The organism is Sulfitobacter sp. PS-8MA, assembly GCF_040933935.1.
GTDB lineage: Bacteria > Pseudomonadota > Alphaproteobacteria > Rhodobacterales > Rhodobacteraceae > Sulfitobacter.
Window position 1 is genome coordinate 837,314 of record NZ_JBFQYJ010000007.1, and the last position, 20,545, is coordinate 857,858.

A 20,545-nucleotide genomic window follows, 5' to 3' on the forward strand; every position below is an offset into this window, starting at 1 on the left:
TGAAAAACCCCGCCGCCCGAAGGCGGGCGCGGGGCATGGTCTAGCTGTTCTGGCGCGGCCGGTTACTCACCACCGGCATCGGTCGCCATGCTGCTGAGCGTCGATGCCGGCACGGCGCTGGCCACATATTCGCGGTAGATGACTTCGGCGTATTTGCCATCCAGCAACTGCGAATGGCCCTGCACAAAACCGCTGACCTCTGTCACCGTGCGCCGGTTGCGCCGCTCGCGACCCTGCGTCACGATCAAAGGCTGGGTTTCGCCAAAAGAGACCACCGCTTCAAGTCGGCTGCGGGAAATGCCCAATGTGCTGAGGTAAGACACCACCGCCTGCGCGCGGCGCAGCCCAAGCGCGCGGTTATAGGCGTTGGAGCCGACCAGATCGGTATGGCCGTAGACCCGGAACCGTATTTCGGGGAATTGCCGTATCCAATCGGCCTGCTGGCGCAGAATGGCCTGCGCCGTGCCGTCAAGCCGGGCGGAATTGAACGCAAAGGTCACGGTCGAGCGCACTTCGCTGGCGAAACGGTTCGCCATGTCATAGGTCACCCGCTTTTCACCAGTCAGCACCTGCCGGTTGTGCAGCGTGGCATTGCCAAACTGACCGGTGTCGACAATCGAACCCGCTTCGCGGTGAAACTGGGTATAGACCGGGTCATTGGTGGGGGCGCAGGCGGTGATCCCGACCAAAGCGGCGGCGCTGGCGATCAGTTTGATCGGTCTGGCTGTCATAGGTGTCATCGGATCAATCCAGTACATAGCCATAGGAGCCTTGAAAATCCTGCTTGGCGACTTCGCCTGCCGCCCCTTTGCGCGGCGTGCGGGTGTCTGCGGCGGTGCGGCCGTGCAAGAACAGGTCTTTTTCGCTGGGCGGTCTGATACGGTCGGTGGGCAAGACAAGGGCTTCGCCCCGTGTCGGGCTGACCAGATGGGCGGTCACGATGATGACAAGCTCGGTCTGGCTGCGCTGATAATCCGCCGAGCGGAACAGCGCGCCCAGCACCGGCACATCGCCGATCCACGGCAGTTGCCGCGAATTGTCGGTGAAATCATCCGTCAGCAGGCCCGCAATGGCAAAGCTCTCCCCGTCCCGCATCTCGACGGTGGTGGAGGTTTCGCGGCGGGTAAAGGCCGAGACTTCGACCCCATTGCCCAGAGCGATGCTGTTGGTCGGGTCAATCGCCGAGACGGCGGCGTTCATCTCAAGATTGATCAGCTCCTTGTCGACAACGCGGGGCACAAAGGCCAGTTCGACACCGAAGGGTTTGAACTCGACCGAAATGCGATCGCCCGATTGCGCCACCGGCACCGGGTATTCACCGCCGGCTAGGAATTTCGCCTCTTGCCCCGAGAGGGCAACCAGATTGGGCTCGGCAAGGAAACGGACAACGCCTTTCGCCTCAAGCGCTTCGAGCAGGATACCGACCTGTGTGGAGCCTGCGTTAAAGCCAAACAGCACCGCGCCGGCGTTCTGGTTGACAGAGGGGATCGTGCCGCCGAGCGAATTGCCAACGCTGCCAGAGGTGTTCGTCGTGCCGGTCCCGCCATTGATCCCGGTGCCGCCGATGGAGCCGTTCAACGCCAGCGACGAGCCAAGCGATTTCGATACATTGCGCTGCATCTCGGCAAAGCGCACCTTCATCATCACCTGTTGAATGCCGCCGACGCTCATCAAATTGCTGACCCGTTCGGGCGCATAGCGTTCGGCCAGATCCAGCGCCCGCTGCAACCGCTGGGTCGAGGAGACAACCCCCGACAGCACGATACCGTCATTGGCGGTGCGCACTTCGATCCTCTCCCCCGGCAGGATCTGCCGCAGGCGTTCCTTGAACTCCGACACGTCGGCCGCAACGCGCACATCGACATTGGTGATCAACTGGCCCGCCGCATCCAAAAGCGTCAGGGTCGTTAAACCGGGGGATTTTCCCAAGACATAGATGGTGCGGTCTGACAGCGAAGAGATGTCAGCGATGCCGGGGTTGGCGATGCTCAGCTCTGCGAAGGGAATGTCGCTTTCCACCACCACCGCGCGGTTCATCGGCACGTCGAGCGTTGAGGTCGTGCCCCGTTTGACCACCCGCAGCGTATCTGCGCTCGCCATGCTGGGCAGGCTCATGGCCAATGGCATGGCGCCCAATGTCAGCCCGATAAGAGTTGCTTTCAGAAATCTGTCGATTTTCATGTGACCTGCCTTTTTGATCACGCCTCGGGATGGGTCTTTGCGCCCTTCGTTCCGGGCACTCTGAGGCAATTCCAATTTTATTGCAAGAATCAAGCGCTTCGCCGGTGCAGTGCATGTGGGCTATTGGCAACAGCGGCGCGAAACGCAAAACGCCGCAGGAGGCTGCGGCGCTTTGGTAAAGGCATATTAAGCGCTTGTTATCATGTTAGTTCGTGCAGGGAATTGGGATCTGCACAACTTCGGCGCCACGACGGGTGCGGATTGTGCAGACTTTCTCTTTGGCGATCTCGGCAATGGTCTCCTGTGCCTCGATCCCCAAAAGCGAGCGCTGGTCGACTTCGATGGCCTCGGCCACGGTGTCGTCATTCACCCCCACCAGCGAGAGGGACAGTTTGCCGGTCGACTGCGCCTGTGCCAAAGCGGCAACCTGCTGAGGGTTCACAGCCACGGTCACGGTCTTGGCGATTGAGGCTTCCTCCATCACCAGCGCGTCGGCGCTCTGGTCGATGGCAATCAGCGGCACGGCGGGTTCGATCAGTTTGGTGACGTCCCCATTGCTGGATTGACCATCCAGATTGACGCGGCCAGTCCAATAGACATCGACCTTGTCCCCCGGGCGCAAGAAGCCGGACACACCGGAGGACACATCGACCTTGATGGTAAAGGCGCGCATGCCGCGAGCCAGACGCGATGTCAGGCCCGAATCCTCACCAGGCTTGGTGACTTTGACGGCCAGAATCGCTTCGTCTTTCTCGATATTGCGCAACACTACGCGCTGCTCGCGGGTGTTTTCGGGAAAGAGCTCGGTCTCCGCTAGGAAACTGCCCTCAGGGATCGCGTCCTCTGGCCATTTGACCTCACGCACGTCCTCGCGGGTCAGCGGTTGGCCGTATTTCAGCGGCTTGTCTGCGACCCAAACGGTTTTCGTCGGCACAACCTGCGCGAGTGCGGCTTGGGCTTGCGCGTTAGCCGCCTGATATTGAGCGATCTGGTCTTGCGCCAAATATACGGCCCCACCGGCAAGTGCGATACCTACCAAAAGGACCAGTCCGAATACGGCTCGCATGTTGTTACCTCTTTGCTATGGAAGCGGGGCTGGGCCCGTCTTTGTCAGCAAGCTATCTAGCAGTTAAATGTGACGAGATTTAGTCGGTATGGGGGCGATGCGAAGGAGTGTTGCAGCGCTGCGCTCCCGGGGGGGGGCTTGCGATTAGCTGGCAAGCTTTATCAAGATATATGCAACAACGTCGTCGACGCTGTCTGTCACGATGCCCGCGAGGATGACCGTCAAGCCGATTATCGAGGCGGTTAAGATGACCCAATCGACGGTTACTGCGCCACTCTGATCATCTGCGAATTTTTTAAAGATCCGGCGCATAGAAATATATCCATTAGGTCCTGCTGCATCGCGCTAGTCTAGGGGGCCGCCCCCCACATAGGGAGGCGGCTTCATAGATAAGCATTCTCAATACAGAAGAGATGGTCGCTTCGGTGCTCTTACTCCGCCCGTTTTGCGCCAGCAAGGTCGCCCTCAATCTGACCAATCAGGGCGTCGGTATTCGTGTCGATTGTTGTGAATGCTGCCACAGCCAGGCCAACGATTGCAGCGGTCAGAACGACCCAGTCAACTGTCACAGCACCGTCTTCGTCTTTACGGAAGTTTTTGATAAAGTTCATCATGTCATGTCCCTCCAAGGATCACTCAATTTAAAGTCTTCAACCGCGCCGTCTTGTCTGCCCCGGTCTCTCATTCGAAGCTGTCCGACTTGGTATGACCCTATATAGCCTTGGGAATGGGGCGCGAATTTGGCGGCAAATGTGACTTTTTCGTTTACGCCACGGTTTTTGCGGAACTTTCTTTAACCTGCAGAAAACATACGAAAAACTAGATCGAAGCCAGCGTTCCAACCCTGTTGCCCTGCCGCTTTTGGGCCAAATAGGGCGAAACCGCCATGATCTGGCGCCACAATGGCTGGCCCGATTCTCCGTTTCGTGGAATATTGGACCCAGAAAACGCATCAGACGTTGGATTGAGCAGGCAGATGTATCGAGTATTCGCATTCACACTGATCGCGGCGCTCTGCGCGGCGCCTTTTCCCCGTGTTTCATGGGCTGAGGGGCCGAAACCCTTTCCCGAGTTCTCCGCCAAACGGGTGGCACCCCCCAAAAAGGGTGCCAAACGCATCACGGTTCAGATCGATCCGGCGGCCCGCGCCTCAGCGGCGGCTGCAGTCGAGACTGGGCCCGCGGTGGTCGCAAGCCCTTCGGGGGCGATTGCGCCTTTGGCGGCGGGGCAGTTCGATTGGTTCTGGGAGAAGATATCCCCCGCCGCAGACCGCGCCGGGGCGGGCAGGCTTGCGCCGGCCTTGGCGGCTTTGGCCGGGGCAGGGGCGCGCGTGCCGTCTCCCCGGTTGCAGCATATGCAGGACATTGCTGGGCAGAACGGGATCGACATTCTGCGCGCCACGGTCGGCACGCAGGTGTCGCCGGCTTTGGTCTTGGCGGTGATCAGCGTCGAATCCTCGGGCCGGCCCGAGGCGGTGAGCCGGGCGGGGGCGCAGGGGTTGATGCAACTGATGCCCGCCACCGCCGCCCGATTTGGCGTGGCCGACAGTATGATCGCGGGCGAGAATATCACCGGCGGGGTCAAATATCTCGACTGGTTGATGGGCGAGTTCGACCGTGATCCGATTCTGGTGCTGGCGGGCTATAACGCGGGTGAGGGGGCGGTGCGCAAACATGCGGGGGTGCCGCCCTTTGCCGAGACGCGGGAATATGTGCCCAAGGTGCTGGCGGCGTTTCAGGTGGCGAAAGGGCTTTGCAAAACACCGCCCGAGTTGATCAGCGATGGCTGCGTTTTCGCGGCGATGCACTGACCGGGCGTTTGCGGCGGGCCGCCGGGGGTTCCCTCCCCCGGACCCCAAAAGGGGGGGCGGGGGAGGTTCTTGTTTAGACGATCGTGGCTTCAGTGGCCGCGCGCAGCTCGTCTTCGGTGACGCCATCGGCGCATTCGACGATTTTGAGCCCGCCTTCGACCACATCCAGCACGCCAAGGTTGGTGATGATCCGGTCGACCACGCCTTTGCCGGTCAGCGGCAGGGTGCATTCTTTCAGCAGCTTCGACTCACCGGCCTTGTTCTGGTGGTCCATCACGACGATGACCTTGCGCACGCCGGCGACGAGATCCATCGCGCCGCCCATGCCCTTGACCAGCTTGCCGGGAATCATCCAGTTCGCCAGATCGCCGTTCTCGGCCACTTCCATGGCACCAAGGATCGCCGCCGCGATCTTGCCGCCGCGGATCATGCCAAAGGACATGGCGCTGTCGAAATAGGCGGTGCGGCTGAGTTCGGTGATGGTCTGTTTGCCAGCGTTGATGAGGTCGGGGTCTTCCTCGCCCTCGTAAGGGAAGGGGCCCATGCCCAACATGCCGTTTTCGGACTGAAGCGTGATGTCCTTGTCGCCGACGTAGTTCGCCACCAGCGTCGGAATACCGATGCCGAGGTTCACATACATGCCGTCTTCGAGTTCCTCCGCGGCCCGCGCCGCCATTTGATCTCTATCCCAAGGCATTATGCGTCCTCCCGCTTGCGTGTCGTGACCTTTTCGATGCGTTTCTCATGCTCGCCTTGGATGATGCGATGCACATAGATGCCCGGCAGGTGGATGTGGTCGGGGTCAAGGCTGCCGCGGGGGACGATCTCTTCGACCTCGACGATGCAGATTTTGCCGCACATGGCCGCGGGCGGGTTGAAGTTGCGCGCGGTCTTGCGGAAGACGAGGTTGCCGGTGTCGTCGGCTTTCCAGGCTTTCACGATGCTGAGATCGGCAAAGATGCCCTCTTCGAGAATGTAATCCTCACCGCCAAACTGTTTCACTTCCTTGCCCTCGGCGATCTGGGTGCCGACGCCGGTCTTGGTATAGAAGCCCGGGATGCCCGCGCCGCCGGCGCGCATGCGCTCGGCCAAAGTGCCTTGGGGGTTGAACTCCAGCTCCAGCTCACCGCTCAGATACTGGCGCATGAACTCGGCGTTTTCACCGACATAGGAAGAGATCATTTTCTTCACCTGCCGCGATTGCAGCAGAATGCCGATGCCGAAATCATCAACGCCCGCGTTGTTGGAGGCAAAGGTGAGGTCTTTGGCCCCGTTCTCCTTGATTGCCTGCAAGAGCAACTCAGGAATGCCGCAGAGGCCAAAGCCCCCGGCGGCGATCAGCATGCCATCCGTCAATACGCCTTCCAGCGCTTCGGCGGCAGATCCATAGATTTTCTTCACGGGCGACCTCTCCTTGGTTACGTTGCGCCATATGTGACGCTGCACTGCCGCAGTGTCAATTACGTGGAGCTACGCAAGGGAAGGCCACCCCCGCACACGGTCAAATAATGCGGACCTGGGTGCCAATCGGACACATGCCGAAAAGCTCTTCGATCTTTTCATTGTAAAGCCCGATGCAGCCGTCCGAGGACCGCCGCCCGATCTTGCGCGTGTCATGGGTGCCATGGATGATATAGGCGGGCCAGCTGAGGTACATCGCATGGGTGCCGAGCGGGTTGTCGGGGCCGGGCGGCATGTATTTGTAATGCGGGAAGCGTTCCATCATCGAGGCGGTGGGGGTCCAGTCCGGCCCGACTTTCTTGCGCACAATCTCGGTATAGCCGCGTTTGGTGAGCTCTTCGGTGGCGGGGACGGAAGTGGGGTAGACCTTATAGGTCTGGCCATCCGCGCTCCAGTAATGCAGCGCGCGGCTGGTGGTGTCGGCGACAATGGCGCCTTTGCCGAGGCTGTCAAAGTGATCCTGCCAGCGCTGCGTCGAGAAGCTCGACGCGTTGCGCGACACGGGCGGTTCATTGGAGAGTTCGCGGGCGGCTTGGCCCACTTCCTGTGCGCTCAGGATCGACGGGGTCATCAGCGCCGCGCCGCTGGTTACGAGCACGCGACGCCGGGTAAACTTCATGCCTGACATGTTACTGCCTTTCCTCTTGGTCTTGCCGCGTGGTTGATCGGGAAACCATCGGGGAAAGGCAAATCACATATTCATGATATGCGATGCAATGTCGCAGGACCAGCGGAACCGCGCCGAGCGGCGCGGTTGCCTTGCAGGGGTCAGGCCTCGTCGGTCTTGGCTTCGACCTTTTTCGCGGCCGGTTTCTTGGCCGCGGTCTTTTTCGCAGGGGCTTTCTTCGCCGCAGGCTTTTTGGCCGCAGCCTTCTTTGCCGCCGGTTTCTTCGCCGCAGGCTTTTTCGCGGGCGCTTTCTTCTTCGTTGCCGCCTTGCGCTTGGCGGGGGATTTGGCGAGCTTTTCCTCGATCAATTCCACCGCGCGTTCCATGGTCAGATCTGCCGGTTCGATCTCTTTCGGGATCGTGGCGTTGACCTTTTCCCATTTCACATAGGGCCCGTATTTGCCTTCCATGACATTGACCGCGCCGCCCATATCCGGGTGCTCGCCCATCTCGCGGATCGGTTTGGCGGCCTTGCCGCGGCCGCCCCGGCTGGCGACTTTCTCGGCCAGCAGCTGCACGGCGCGGTTCATGCCCACGGTCCAGACCTCGTCAATGCCCTCAAGATTGGCATTGGTGCCGCCCCGGTCCGAGGTGCTTTCGGCATGTTTGATGTAAGGCCCGTAGCGTCCGATATTGGCCCAGACCATCACCCCGTCCTCGGGGTGGGGGCCGATCTGACGCGGCAGGGACAGCAGCATAACCGCTTGTTCCAGCGTCACTTCTTCGGCGGGCCATTCCTTGGGGATCGACTGGCGCGGGGGTTTCTTGTTCTCTTCGGTCACCGGGCCGCGCTGCACATAGGGGCCAAAGCGGCCCTTGAAGACGCGGATCTCATCGCCCTGATCTTCGCCCAGAAGCTTGCCGTCGGGCGGGATCGCGCTGGCTTCGGCCTCCGGGTCGGGCGGACCGAAGGGGCGGGTGTAGCGGCATTCGGGGTAGTTCGAACAGCCGATGAAAGCGCCGCCCGAACGGGCGGTGCGCATCGACAGGCGGCCCAGCCCGCAGTTCGGGCACAGCCGCGGGTCGCTGCCGTCCTCGGTCGGCGGGAAGAGATGCGGCTCCAGCACCTCGTTGATCTTCTCCAGCACTTCCGTGATCCGCAGCTCGGATGTTTCGGCAATCGCCGCCGAGAAATCCTGCCAGAAGCGGCGCAGCACTTCCTTATAGGCGGCATCCCCGGCGCTGACCTTATCAAGCTGGTTTTCCAGATCGGCGGTGAAATCATAGCCGATATATTTGCGGAAGTAGTTCTCAAGAAAAGCCGTCACGAGCCGGCCCTTATCCTCGGGGATCAGGCGGTTGCCGTCCTTGCGGACATATTCACGGTCCTGAATCGTGGTGACGATGCTGGCATAGGTCGAAGGACGGCCGATGCCGAGCTCTTCCATGCGTTTGACCAGCGTCGCTTCGGTATAGCGCGGCGGGGGCTGGGTGAAATGCTGCTCCGGCGTGACGCTGCGCTTGTCCATCGCGTCGCCATTGTGAATCTGCGGCAGACGCTTGTCATCTTCGTCGACCACATCATCGCGGCCTTCTTCATAGACGCGCAGGAAACCGTCAAAAAGCACCACCTGACCATTGGCGCGCAGGCCGACCTGCCCATCCTCGCTGCCAACGTCAACCGTGGTGCGCTCCAGCCGGGCGCTTTCCATCTGGCAGGCGAGGGTGCGTTTCCAGATCAGGTCATAGAGCTTGGCCTGATCGGCGTCGAGCTTCAGCGTCTTGGCGTCCTTCGTCATATCCGTGGGGCGGATACATTCGTGGGCCTCCTGCGCGTTCTTGGCCTTGTTTTTATAGATGCGCGGCTCTTTCGGCACGTAATCGGCGCCGAAACGGTCCTTGATCGCGTCGCGCGCCATCGAGACAGCCTCGGGCGCCATGTCGATGCCGTCGGTCCGCATATAGGTGATGTGACCGGCCTCATAGAGCCGCTGGGCAGTGGACATGGTCTGCCGCGCGCCCATGGAGAATTTGCGGCTGGCTTCCTGCTGCAGGGTGGATGTCATGAAAGGCGCGGCGGGGTTGCGGCTGGCCGGTTTGGCCTCGACATTCATGACTTTCAGCGCACGGCTGGTGATCGCCTGCACGGCCATTTCGGCCTGTGTCGCATCGGCCAGATCGAACCGCTCCAGCTTTTTGCCGGCGAGCGAGACCAGACGCGCCTCGAACTCCTGACCGCGCGGGGTGGCGAGCAATGCCTTGACCGACCAATATTCACGGGCGCGGAAGGCTTCGATCTCCATCTCCCGCTCAACGATCAGACGCAGTGTGACCGATTGCACCCGGCCTGCGGATTTGGCACCCGGCAGCTTGCGCCAGAGCACGGGGGAGAGGTTGAAGCCCACCAGATAGTCCAGCGCGCGGCGGGCGAGATAGGCCTCGACCAGTGGCATATCGACCTGGCGCGGGTTCTGCATCGCCTCGGTCACGGCCTTTTGGGTGATCTGGTTAAAGACGACGCGGCTCACCGGCGTGTCTTTCTTGATCGATTTGCGCTTGGTCAGCGCCTCTTGCAAATGCCAGCTGATCGCCTCGCCTTCGCGGTCGGGGTCCGTCGCGAGGATCAATGCGTTGTCTTGGGCCAGCGCGTCGGCGATCGCTTTGACATGTTTCTTACTGTCGCTGGCGACCTCCCATTTCATGTCGAAATCGGCGTCGGTGTCGACCGATCCATCCTTTGGCGGCAGGTCACGCACATGGCCGTAGGAGGCAAGAACGGTGTAATCGTCACCCAGATATTTGTTGATCGTTTTGGCCTTGGCGGGGGATTCGACAACGACGACGGGCATAAATACAGGCACCTTGGATCAAAAATGGGGGCGGCTTTGCGCTGTCTCATGTGGGATCGTGGGGGTGATTGTCAATGCAGATGGTGGGCAAGGTGAGATTGCGGGGGGCAACCTGAGGGGCCGCGACAGGGGATATCGCCGGTGATCCATCGCTTTGGGGCAGCGCTACCCTCAACCGATACGGCTGAGCAAACCGCCGGGTTGTCGTTCGATCTCTCCCTCCAGCTCCAGATCGACAAGTGCCGGGGCGACGTCGGTGCTGGGCACCTGAAGGTCTCGGATCAACTGATCTTCGGCGAGGGGGGCAGGGCCGAGGCGCGAGAGGATCTGCCGGTGGAGCTTCGCCATCTGGCGCAGGCTGCGGCTGGGTTTTGGCGGACGCGCCGGCGGCGTTGGTGCGCGGCATGTCTTGGCCGGTGAGGCTTTGCCTGCCGGGCCGCTGCTGTTCAATCCGGCCAGCACTTCAAGCACATCCGCCGCCGAACGCACCAGCACCGCCCCGTCGCGAATGAGCATGTTGCAGCCCGCCGCGCGCGCGTCGAGCGGGTGGCCGGGAACCGCCAGCACCTCGCGCCCCTGATCCAGCGCATCGCGGGCGGTGATCAGACTGCCCGAACGCGCCGCCGCCTCCACCACCAGCGTCGCGCGGCTGAGCCCGGAGATGATGCGGTTGCGGCTGGGGAAATGCCGCGCCATGGGCCGCAGACCCATGGGCTGTTCCGACAGGCGCAGCCCCCGTTCGGCGATTTCATGGGCGAGGGCCGCATTCTCGGTCGGGTATATGACGTCGACCCCGCCTGCCTGAACGGCGATGGTGCCGGTTTTCAGCGCCGCGTCATGGGCCGCAGCATCTATGCCCCGCGCCAAGCCAGAGACGACGACAAAGCCCGCATCGCCAAGATCCTCGGCCAGACGGCGTGCCATGCGCAGCCCCAGGGATGAGGCATTGCGCGCGCCGACGATGGAGATCATTGGCTGCATCAGCAAAGCCGGATCGCCGAGCAGCCACAGGAAGGGCGGCGCATCCGCCAGATCGTGCAAGAGGTCAGGGTAGGGCGGTTCGCCCTGCACCAGCAGCCGCGCGCCGGCGGCATGGGCCGCGTTCAGTTCGGCCTGGATCACGCCTTTGGGGCAGATGCGGTAGTCAGATAAGCCCGCGGCACGCGCTACCTCAGGTAGCGCGGCCAGCGCGTTTTGCGCAGTGCCATGTTCGGTCAGCAAACGTTTATACGTCGAAGCGCCGACCCGGCGCGAGCGCAACAGACGAAGACGGGCGAACTGTTCATCTTCCTGGGTGGGTGGGAGTGGGGGGTGAGTGGAAGAAGGATGTAGGTCCTTGTCAGTCATCCCGAAGCTCCGTCCGTTGCAGAATCAGGTATAAGATTTAGTGCTTAACAACTGGTAAATGAATCTCCACCCATTTTCCTCAACTCATGCGAGTGCTTAGCTGGCCGCGCCGCCGACGGTCAGACCGCCGATCATCAGGGTCGGCTGGCCGACACCCACCGGCACCCATTGGCCCTGTTTGCCGCAGTTGCCCATGCCCGGGTCGAGCGTCGGGTCATTGCCGATGGCGCGGATCTGTTGCAGGGCGGTGGCGCCATCGCCGATCAGGGTTGCGCCCTTGACCGGCGCGCCGACCTTGCCATTCTGCACCCGGTAGGCCTCAGTACAGGAGAAGACGAATTTGCCGTTGGTGATATCGACCTGCCCGCCGCCGAACCCCACGGCATAGATCCCGTCTTTGAGGTCCGCCACAATGTCACCGGGGGTGGCGTCACCGCCCAGCATATAGGTATTGGTCATCCGCGGCATCGGGATATGCGCATAGGATTGCCGTCGCCCGTTCCCGGTCGAGGCGCCGCCCATCAGCCGCCCGTTCTGGCGGTCCTGCATATAGCCGACCAGCACACCATCCTCGATCAGCACATTGCGCGCCGAGGGGGTGCCTTCGTCATCGACCGAGATCGAGCCGCGCCGGTCCGGAATGGTGCCATCGTCGAGCACCGTGACCCCGGGGGCCGCGATGCGCTGGCCCATCAGCCCGGCAAAGGCGCTGGAGCCTTTGCGGTTGAAATCCCCCTCTAGCCCATGGCCGATGGCCTCATGCAGCAGGATGCCCGGCCAGCCGGGGCCCAGCACCACATCCATCACGCCCGCCGGGGCCGGGACGGCTTCCAGATTCACGCAGGCGATGCGCAGCGCCTCGCGGACCTTGGCCTGCCAGTCTTCGGGCGCCAGCATCCCATCGAGGCCAATCCGCCCGCCGCCGCCAACCCCGCCGCTTTCGCGGCGGCCGTCCTGCTCGACAATGACCGAGACATTGACCCGCGTCATCGGGCGCATATCGCGCACCGAATGGCCCTCGGGGCGGAGGATCTCGACCTCTTGGAGGCTGGCGGCAATCGTCGCGCTCACCTGCACGACGCGGGAATCGAGCGCCCGGGCATAGGCGTCGATCTCACGCAGCGTGTCGATCTTGACCGGAAAGCTCTGGCCCGCGATCGGGTCTTCATCGGTATAAAGCCGCGTGTTGCTGGCCTGCGGCGCATCGGCCCAGCGGCCGCCGCCATCGCCCACCGCCAAGCGCGCGGTCTCCGCCGCGCGGCGCAGCGCGGCTTCGCTCAATTCGGTCGAATGCGCATAGCCGGCCACCTCGCCACGCACCGCGCGCAGGCCAAAGCCCTCGGCGGCATCATAGCTCGCGGTCTTGAGCCGCCCGTCATCGAAAACCAGCGCTTCGGAGCGGCGGCGTTCGAGGAATAATTCGCCGTCATCGGCCCCGGCCACGGCCTCGCGCAATACGCTCAGAGCGGTCTCTCGGTCCAAATCGGCTTCAAACGGGGTGAAAGGGGCGCTGCTCATCGGAGATATCCTCACTTGCTGCCACAAAACTCCTGTGCGCGTCCCTATGACGCAAGCATGTGACTTTATCTTGTACGCAGAATATGATTGTAAGCATCCAGGATTACAACGGCACCGCGTCGCAGCCGCGCCTCGGGCGTCTTTTCGGCTTCACAAGGGTCACAAGATCAGGACGACATATGAAACATCTACTCCCCCTTTCCGGTCTCATGGCCAGCCTTGCGGCCCTGCCTGCACTGGCTCAGGACAGCCTGCGCGTTGACGGGCTTGATGTCATCGGCAGACCTGTTGACGGCGCGACCGGCTTTCAACCCGCCGTGACCGAAGTGGCGCGGGATCTGCACAGCCTCGACTATTTGATTCTCGTGATCATCACGCTGATCACGATTTTTGTGACCGCTCTGATCATCTGGGTGATGTTCCGCTACAGCAGAAAGCGCAACCCCACGCCCTCGTCCTTCACGCATCACACCCCGATCGAGGTGGCTTGGACCATCGGGCCGATTCTCATCCTCGTGCTGATCGGTGCCTATTCGCTGCCCATCCTGTTCCGCCAGCAGGAAATCCCCGAGGCCGATATCACGGTCAAGGCGATCGGCAACCAGTGGTACTGGACCTATGAATATGTCGACGAAGATTTCGGCTTTGACAGCTATATGATCGGCGCCCCGGCGACGCTGGGCGACGAAGACGAAGGGGTCACCCCCTTTGTGCTGGACGACGCGATGATCGCCAAGCTGGAGCGTGAAGGCTATACCCGCGAAGACTGGCTGCTGGCGACCGACACCGCCATCGTTCTGCCCGTCGGCAAGACCATCGTGTTCCAGGTCACCGCCAGCGATGTGATCCACTCCTGGACCATCCCCGCCTTCGGCGTGAAACAGGATGGCGTGCCGGGCCGACTGGCAGAACTGTGGTTCACCCCGGAGCAAGAGGGCGTCTACTACGGCCAGTGTTCCGAGCTTTGCGGTCAGGCCCATGCCTATATGCCGATCACCGTGAAAGTGGTGTCGGAAGAGGCCTATGACGAATGGCTGGGCAAGGCCAAGGCGGAATATGCGGGCATCGAACAGCCGCTGACCGTCGCTTCCAAGTAAGTCCGTTCCGCGGGGCGCGCCTGCTTTGCGCGCGCGCCCCGTGTTCCACCTGAAAGGTTCGGGATGACTGACATTACCAATACGCCAACAACCGAGTACGACGCGCAGCTGGGGGATTATTTCGCTCTGCTGAAACCGCGCGTCATGTCGCTGGTTGTTTTCACCGCGCTGGTGGGGTTGCTGGCTGCGCCAGTCTCCGTGAACCCTGTCGTCGGTTTCTCCGCGATCCTGTTCATCGCCATTGGCGGCGGTGCCTCGGGGGCGTTGAACATGTGGTGGGATGCCGACATTGACCGGGTGATGCGCCGCACCCGCAACCGCCCGATCCCCGCAGGCCGGGTGCAGCCGGGCGAGGCGATGGTGCTGGGCGTGGCCCTCTCGGGCCTCTCGGTGATGATGCTGGGGCTGGCGACCAATCTGCTGGCCGCCGGGATGCTGCTCTTCACGATCCTGTTCTACGCGGTTTTCTACACCATGTGGCTGAAACGTCTGACGCCGCAGAACATCGTCATCGGCGGCGCCGCGGGCGCCTTCCCGCCGGTGATCGGCTGGGTCGCCGCCACGGGCAGCTTCTCGGTCGAGGCCTGGCTGATGTTCGCGCTGATCTTCATGTGGACCCCGCCGCATTTCTGGGCGCTGGCGCTCTTCATGCGCTCGGATTACGACGATGCCAAAGTGCCGATGCTGACGGTGACCCATGGTCGCCCGGCAACGCGTCTGCATATTCTGGTCTATACCGCGCTGCTGGCCGCGCTGGCGATTGGCACGGCCTTTACCGCGATTGGCGGCATCTTCTACTTTGCCGTGGCTTTGGTGCTGAACGCGGCCTTCCTGCTCGGCGCATGGCGCATCTGGAACCGGGACGAGGTGATGGCCGAGGGCGACGACTACGCCGAGGAACGCAAATTCTTCCGCCTGTCGCTGGCCTATCTCTTCCTGCATTTCGGGGCGATCCTGGGCGAAGCCGCGCTGCGGGCCTTTGGACTGGGGGGCTGGTAATGAGCATACGTCCCGAACACGAGCTGCATCAGCGCCGCCGGGGCCGCAATGTCGGCGTCGGCCTGATGCTGGCGGCCTTTGTGGTGCTGGTGATGGCGCTGACTTACGTCAAGATCACCCAAACCGATTTCGAACTCCCCCCCAACCAGCGTGAGGTGACCCAGTAATGGCGCTTTCCGGTCCCCAAAAAACAGTGATGCAAACCGTCAGCGTTGTCGTGCTGATGGGCGGTATGGCTTGGGCCTCAGTACCGCTTTACGATTGGTTCTGCCGGGTCACCGGCTTTGGCGGCACCCCCGGCCAGGTCTCCGTCGGCAGCGATGAGGTGCTCGACCAGACGGTCAAGGTGCGCTTTGACGGTTCGCTCAATGACGGCATGCCATGGGAGTTCAAACCCGTGGTCCGCGAGATGGAAGTGCGCATCGGCGAGACCGGCCTGGCCTTCTATGAAGCCTATAACCCCACCGACAAACCGGTGGCGGGGCAGGCGAGCTATAACGTGACCCCCTATACCGCCGGGCCGTTCTTTGAGAAGATCGACTGTTTCTGCTTTACCGAACAGGTGCTTGCGCCGGGTGAGCGGGTGCAGATGCCGGTAAGCTTCTTTGTCGACCCCGAAATGGTCGATGACCGCGATGGGAAGTTTGTACATACCATCACACTGTCTTATACATTCTACGAAATTGACCTGCCCGAAGGCTATGCCGCCCTCGATCAGGACAGCGTCACAGCAACAAATTAACGACCTGAATGAACAAAGGTGAGGGACCCGCCACCATGGCCCATGCAAAGAACCACGATTACCATATCCTACCCGCCTCAAGTTGGCCGCTGCTGGGCTCGCTGGCCGGATTCGCCATGCTGGGCGGCGCCGTGCTCTGGATGCATGGCGTCACGCCCTATGTCTTCCTCGGAGGTCTTGTTGCCACGCTCTACGTCATGTTCGCATGGTGGTCCGAGGTCGTAACCGAAAGCGAAGTCGGCGATCACACCGGCGTTGTCCGGATCGGCCTGCGCTATGGTTTCATCCTGTTCATCATGTCCGAAGTGATGTTCTTCGTGGCGTGGTTCTGGTCCTTCTTCAAACAGGCGCTCTACCCGATGTATGAATACGCCGGGACCGAGTATGTGAAGCCCGAGATTCACGCGGTCGACGCTTTTCACCTGCCGCTGATCAACACGCTGGTTCTGCTGCTGTCAGGCTGTGCCGTGACTTGGGCGCACCACGCGCTGGCGCATGAGAACAACCGCAAGGACCTGATTTCGGGCCTGACCATCGCGGTGATCCTCGGCGTGCTCTTCACCGCTTTGCAGGCCTACGAATATTATGAGCTGCTGGTCCATGATGACTGGACCTTCGGCGGCGACATGTATTTCTCCAGCTTCTTCATGGCGACAGGTTTCCATGGTTTCCACGTGGTGATCGGCACGATCTTCCTCTTCGTCTGCCTGCTGCGCGCCATGCGCGGCCATTTCACCCCCGAACGCCACGTCGGCTTCGAGGCGGCGGCATGGTACTGGCACTTCGTCGATGTGGTCTGGCTGTTCCTCTTCTTTGCCGTCTACATGTGGGGCCAGCCCTGAACATAAGGCGGGGTTGCATCCGCGCCCCACACCCTTAAAACCCAAACGCGCGAAGCCTTCTTCGCGCGTTTGTCGTTTCAGCCAGAGAGATTCGAATGCGGCGCAGCCTGTTCTTCATCATCGTCGGTCTTGGCGGGGCAGCGATCCTTGTCTGGCTTGGCCTGTGGCAGGTACAGCGGCTGGCGTGGAAAGAAGACATCATCGCTGACATCAACGCCCGTATCACCGCCGCCCCCGTCGCCCTGCCGGCGCAGCCCGACCCCGCGGCCGACGCCTATCTGCCCGTCGCCGTGCGCGGCGAGGTCGGCGCCGAGGCGCTGCATGTGCTGGTCAGCCAAAAGCAAAAGGGCGCGGGCTACCGCATCATCGCGCCGATGACGCTGGAGGACGGGCGGCGCATCCTCATTGATCTCGGTTTCACGCCGACGCGGAACAAAGACGCCATCGACCCCGCGGGCCCGGCCAATCTCACCGGCAATCTGCAATGGCCGCAAGAGGTCGACAGTTTCACCCCCGAGGCCGACACCGACCGCAACATCTGGTTCGCCCGCGACGTGCCGCAGATGGCGGAGGCGCTCGGTACCGAGCCGCTCCTCGTCGTCGCCCGCGCGGGCACAGGCCCCGATCCAAAGGTCACGCCGCTGCCCGTCGATACCGCCCGCATCCCCAACGACCACTTGCAATATGCGATCACCTGGTTTTCCCTCGCCGCCATCTGGCTGGCGATGACCCTCCTTTTCCTGCGCCGCCGCCGCGCCCCTGCAACGCCGAAAGTCGACTGACCCCATGCGCTATATCTCCACCCGTGGTTCCGCCCCCGTCCTCAGCTTCGAAGAGGCGATGCTGACCGGTCTTGCCCGAGACGGCGGCCTCTACGTGCCCGAAACCATCCCGACGCTGAGCGCGGAACAGATCAGCGCCCTGCAGGGCCAAAGCTACGAAGAGGTGGCCTTCACCGTCATGCGCCCCTTCATCGGTGACACTTTCACCGACGAAGAATTTCGCGCCATCATCGCCCGCGCCTACGAGGGCTTCGGCCACAGCGCCCGCGCGCCCCTGGTGCAACTCGCCCCGAACCACTTCCTGCTGGAACTGTTCCACGGGCCGACACTGGCGTTCAAAGACTTCGCCATGCAGTTGATCGGCCAGATGTTCCAAGCCGCTCTGGGCCGCAAGGGCGAGCGCGTCACCATCGTCGGCGCCACCTCTGGCGACACCGGCTCGGCCGCGATCGAAGCCTTCAAGGGGCTCGACAATGTGGATGTCTTCATTCTCTACCCGCATGGCCGGGTCTCGGACGTGCAGCGCCGCCAGATGACCACGCCCACGGAAACTAACGTCCACGCGCTGGCCATCGACGGCGACTTCGACGACTGCCAAGCACGCCTTAAAGACATGTTCAACGATTTCGACTTCCGCGATTCGGTGCGGCTGGCGGGGGTGAACTCGATCAACTGGGGCCGGGTGCTGGCGCAGGTGGTCTATTACTTCACCGCCGCCACCAGCCTCGGCGCGCCCCTGCGTGAGATCAGCTTCACCGTGCCCACCGGCAACTTCGGCGACATCTTCGCCGGCTATATCGCCAAGCGCATGGGGCTGCCCATTGCCGATCTCGTCGTCGCCACCAACCAGAACGACATCCTGCACCGCTGCCTCTCGGGCCAAGGCTATCACAAAGGCGGCGTGACCCCCTCGATCAGCCCGTCGATGGACATTCAGGTCTCGTCCAATTTCGAACGCGCCCTCTTTGACGCCTATGACCGCGACGCCGGTGCCGTGGCGCAGCTGATGGATGAACTGGGGCAGGGCGGTTTCGACGTCTCCCAAGGTGCCATGCAGGCGCTGCAAGACATCTACCGCTCGGGCCGCGCCTCGGAAGAGGAAACCAGCGCCACCATCGCCGACCGCCGCCGCACCACGGGCGAGCTGCTCTGCCCGCATTCCGCCGTCGGCGTCAAAGTCGCGGATGAGCTGCGCGACCCGGCCACCCCGATGGTGACCCTCGCCACCGCGCATCCGGCCAAATTCCCCGATGCTGTTGAGGCGGCCACCGGCATCCGCCCCCCGCTGCCGCCGCGCATGGCGGACCTTTTCGACCGGGAAGAACGTTTCACCCGGCTGCCCAATGACCTCGACGCGCTCAAAGCGCATATCAAAGGAAACCTCCCGGCGTGAGCTTGAACCAGACCACATTGCCCAACGGCTTTCGCATCGTCACCGAACATATGGACGGCATGGCCTCCTCTGCCATCGGCGTCTGGGTGAACGCCGGCGCACGGCATGAGACGCCGCAGCAGAACGGCATCGCGCATTTCCTCGAACATATGGCCTTCAAAGGCACCGCAACCCGCTCCTCGCTGCAAATCGCCGAGGCGATTGAGGACGTGGGCGGCTATATCAACGCCTATACCTCGCGCGAAGTCACCGCCTATTACGCCCGCGTGCTGGAAAACGATGTGGCGCTTGGCCTCGACGTGATCGCCGACATCCTGCGCAACCCGGTGCTGGACCCATCGGAGGTCGAGGTCGAACGCGGCGTGATCCTGCAAGAGATCGGCCAGGCGCTCGACACGCCCGACGATGTGATTTTCGACTGGCTGCAGGAGCAAGCCTACCCCGACCAACCCATTGGCCGCACCATCCTCGGGCCAAGCGAGCGGGTCTCGGCCTTCTCGCGCGATGATCTGCAACGTTTCATCGCCGATCACTACGGGCCAGAGCAGATGATCCTCTCGGCCGCCGGTGCGGTGGATCATGACAAGATCGTCAGGCTGGCCGAGAACCTCTTTGGCGACATGCCCGCGAAACAGCTCTACCAGATCGACAGCGCCCGCTTCGGCGGCGGTGAGTTCCGGCAGGTCAAACAGCTCGAACAGGCCCATTTCGCGCTCGGCTTTGAAAGCCCCGGCTACCGCTCCGACGACATCTACATCGCGCAAATCTACGCCTCTGCCTTGGGCGGTGGGATGTCCTCCCGCCTGTTCCAAGAAATCCGCGAAAATCGCGGCCTCTGCTACACGATCTTTGCCCAGGCCGGCGCCTATGCCGACACCGGCATGACCACGATCTACGCCGGCACCAGCGCCGAGCAGCTGCCCGAACTGGCCAATATCACCATCGATGAGATGAAGCGCGCCGCTTCCGACATGTCGCCCGCCGAAGTCGCCCGCGCCCGGGCGCAGATGAAGGCCGGGTTGCTCATGGGGCTGGAAAGCCCGTCGAACCGCGCCGAACGTCTGGCCCGCCTGCTCCAGATCTGGAACCGGATCCCGCCGCTGGACGAGACCGTGGCCCAGATCGACGCGGTCACCACCGGCGATGTGCGCGATTTTGCCGAACGCATGGCCACCCAAGCCCCGGCGGCGCTGGCACTCTACGGGCCCGTCGACGCCGCGCCGACGCTGGATGATCTTCACAACAGACGCGCGGCCTGATGCTGCTGGGCCGACGCAAACTGCGGATCGAGACCGACCGGCTGACCCTGCGCCCGCCGATCCACGCCGACTACCGCGCCTGGTCGGCCCTGCGCCGCGCCAGCAATGACTATCTGCGCCCCTGGGAGCCGACCTGGGCCGAGGATCACCTCACCCGCAAGGCTTTCACCAACCGGGTCTATTGGGCGCAGCGCTCGGTGGCCTCGGGCAACGCCATGCCGCTCTTCCTGATCCGGCGCAGCGACCAGAACCTCGTCGGCGCGATCACCCTCGACAATATCCGCCGCGGCCCCGCGCAATCCGGCACTTTGGGCTATTGGACGGGCGAGCCCTTTGCCCGCCAAGGCTACATGCGCGAGGCGATCGAGGCGACGGTGCATCAGGCCTTCACCCGGCTGGACCTGTCGCGCATCGAAGCCGCCTGCCTGCCGGAAAACCAGGCCTCGCGCGGGCTGCTGGAAAAATCCGGCTTCAAATATGAGGGCGTCGCGCAAAGCTACCTGCAAATTGATGGCCGCTGGCGCACCCATGTGCTCTATGCCGCCCTGCGCAAGGACCGACGCGGCCGCACGGCGGCGGGTTAAAACCCCTT

21 protein-coding genes are annotated in these 20,545 nt (G+C 62.5%); 10 read left to right on the plus strand and 11 right to left on the minus strand.

What is annotated here, in order from left to right:
• Positions 1-62 precede the first annotated feature (62 nt).
• From AB4M76_RS17640 to AB4M76_RS17660, 5 genes are all read right to left on the minus strand, one after another.
• The gene (locus tag AB4M76_RS17640) at positions 63-758 is read right to left on the minus strand and encodes an OmpA family protein (RefSeq protein ID WP_368443331.1); all 696 of its coding nucleotides are present in this window, start codon (positions 756-758) and stop codon (positions 63-65) included.
• Positions 745-2,181 (minus strand): type II and III secretion system protein family protein, encoded by a 1,437-nt coding sequence (locus tag AB4M76_RS17645; protein ID WP_368443333.1) that lies wholly within the window; start codon positions 2,179-2,181, stop codon positions 745-747. The genes AB4M76_RS17640 and AB4M76_RS17645 overlap by 14 nt, the downstream gene beginning before the upstream one ends.
• Before the next feature lie 205 nt (positions 2,182-2,386).
• The gene (gene cpaB, locus AB4M76_RS17650) at positions 2,387-3,247 is read right to left on the minus strand and encodes a Flp pilus assembly protein CpaB (RefSeq protein ID WP_368443335.1); all 861 of its coding nucleotides are present in this window, start codon (positions 3,245-3,247) and stop codon (positions 2,387-2,389) included.
• 144 nt (positions 3,248-3,391) lie between these two features.
• Positions 3,392-3,559: a hypothetical protein gene (locus AB4M76_RS17655; protein WP_368443337.1), complete on the minus strand. Its 168-nt coding sequence runs from the start codon at positions 3,557-3,559 to the stop codon at positions 3,392-3,394.
• 119 nt (positions 3,560-3,678) lie between these two features.
• Entirely contained in the window at positions 3,679-3,861 is a 183-nt protein-coding gene (locus AB4M76_RS17660; protein WP_368443339.1) for a Flp family type IVb pilin, read from the minus strand.
• Positions 3,862-4,223: 362 nt separating this feature from the next.
• On the opposite strand from AB4M76_RS17660, the gene AB4M76_RS17665 reads away from it, so the two are divergent.
• On the plus strand, positions 4,224-5,057 hold the full coding sequence (locus AB4M76_RS17665) for a lytic transglycosylase domain-containing protein (RefSeq protein WP_368443341.1): 834 nt from the start codon (positions 4,224-4,226) through the stop codon (positions 5,055-5,057).
• Positions 5,058-5,130: 73 nt separating this feature from the next.
• Here AB4M76_RS17665 and AB4M76_RS17670 read toward each other — a convergent pair whose 3' ends face one another.
• The 6 genes from AB4M76_RS17670 to tldD all read right to left on the minus strand — a co-directional run bounded on the left by AB4M76_RS17670 (position 5,131) and on the right by tldD (position 12,839).
• On the minus strand, positions 5,131-5,754 hold the full coding sequence (locus AB4M76_RS17670) for a CoA transferase subunit B (protein ID WP_174859917.1): 624 nt from the start codon (positions 5,752-5,754) through the stop codon (positions 5,131-5,133).
• Complete coding sequence (locus AB4M76_RS17675; RefSeq protein ID WP_368443344.1) at positions 5,754-6,458, minus strand: CoA transferase subunit A; 705 nt, start codon at positions 6,456-6,458, stop codon at positions 5,754-5,756. Before AB4M76_RS17675 ends, AB4M76_RS17670 begins: the two co-directional genes overlap by 1 nt.
• 100 nt (positions 6,459-6,558) lie before the next feature.
• Positions 6,559-7,146, minus strand: coding sequence for a L,D-transpeptidase (locus tag AB4M76_RS17680; RefSeq protein WP_368443346.1), 588 nt, complete (start codon positions 7,144-7,146; stop codon positions 6,559-6,561).
• 140 nt (positions 7,147-7,286) lie between these two features.
• Positions 7,287-9,974, minus strand: coding sequence for a type I DNA topoisomerase (gene topA, locus AB4M76_RS17685; RefSeq protein WP_368443348.1), 2,688 nt, complete (start codon positions 9,972-9,974; stop codon positions 7,287-7,289).
• 171 nt (positions 9,975-10,145) lie between these two features.
• Positions 10,146-11,321 carry a DNA-processing protein DprA gene (dprA, locus tag AB4M76_RS17690; protein WP_368443350.1) on the minus strand — a complete coding sequence of 392 codons (1,176 nt, stop codon included), beginning with the start codon at positions 11,319-11,321 and terminating at the stop codon, positions 10,146-10,148.
• Positions 11,322-11,417: 96 nt separating this feature from the next.
• Positions 11,418-12,839, minus strand: coding sequence for a metalloprotease TldD (tldD, locus tag AB4M76_RS17695; RefSeq protein ID WP_368443352.1), 1,422 nt, complete (start codon positions 12,837-12,839; stop codon positions 11,418-11,420).
• 179 nt (positions 12,840-13,018) lie between these two features.
• Between tldD and coxB the strand changes: the two genes are divergently transcribed.
• From coxB to AB4M76_RS17740, 9 genes are all read left to right on the plus strand, one after another.
• Positions 13,019-13,936: a cytochrome c oxidase subunit II gene (gene coxB, locus AB4M76_RS17700; RefSeq protein WP_368443354.1), complete on the plus strand. Its 918-nt coding sequence runs from the start codon at positions 13,019-13,021 to the stop codon at positions 13,934-13,936.
• A gap of 63 nt (positions 13,937-13,999) precedes the next feature.
• Positions 14,000-14,935, plus strand: a complete 936-nt coding sequence (cyoE, locus tag AB4M76_RS17705) for a heme o synthase (RefSeq protein WP_368443356.1) — start codon at positions 14,000-14,002, stop codon at positions 14,933-14,935.
• Positions 14,935-15,102, plus strand: a complete 168-nt coding sequence (locus AB4M76_RS17710) for a cytochrome C oxidase assembly protein (protein WP_174859925.1) — start codon at positions 14,935-14,937, stop codon at positions 15,100-15,102. The genes cyoE and AB4M76_RS17710 overlap by 1 nt, the downstream gene beginning before the upstream one ends.
• Positions 15,102-15,677, plus strand: coding sequence for a cytochrome c oxidase assembly protein (locus AB4M76_RS17715; RefSeq protein ID WP_368443359.1), 576 nt, complete (start codon positions 15,102-15,104; stop codon positions 15,675-15,677). Before AB4M76_RS17710 ends, AB4M76_RS17715 begins: the two co-directional genes overlap by 1 nt.
• A gap of 35 nt (positions 15,678-15,712) precedes the next feature.
• Positions 15,713-16,519, plus strand: coding sequence for a cytochrome c oxidase subunit 3 (locus tag AB4M76_RS17720; RefSeq protein WP_368443361.1), 807 nt, complete (start codon positions 15,713-15,715; stop codon positions 16,517-16,519).
• A 95-nt stretch (positions 16,520-16,614) separates the two neighbouring features.
• Complete coding sequence (locus tag AB4M76_RS17725; protein WP_368443363.1) at positions 16,615-17,301, plus strand: SURF1 family protein; 687 nt, start codon at positions 16,615-16,617, stop codon at positions 17,299-17,301.
• Positions 17,302-17,305: 4 nt separating this feature from the next.
• Positions 17,306-18,694 carry a threonine synthase gene (gene thrC, locus AB4M76_RS17730; RefSeq protein WP_368443365.1) on the plus strand — a complete coding sequence of 463 codons (1,389 nt, stop codon included), beginning with the start codon at positions 17,306-17,308 and terminating at the stop codon, positions 18,692-18,694.
• Entirely contained in the window at positions 18,691-19,953 is a 1,263-nt protein-coding gene (locus AB4M76_RS17735) for a M16 family metallopeptidase (protein ID WP_368443367.1), read from the plus strand. Before thrC ends, AB4M76_RS17735 begins: the two co-directional genes overlap by 4 nt.
• Entirely contained in the window at positions 19,953-20,537 is a 585-nt protein-coding gene (locus tag AB4M76_RS17740; protein ID WP_368443369.1) for a GNAT family N-acetyltransferase, read from the plus strand. Before AB4M76_RS17735 ends, AB4M76_RS17740 begins: the two co-directional genes overlap by 1 nt.
• Positions 20,538-20,545 lie beyond the last annotated feature (8 nt).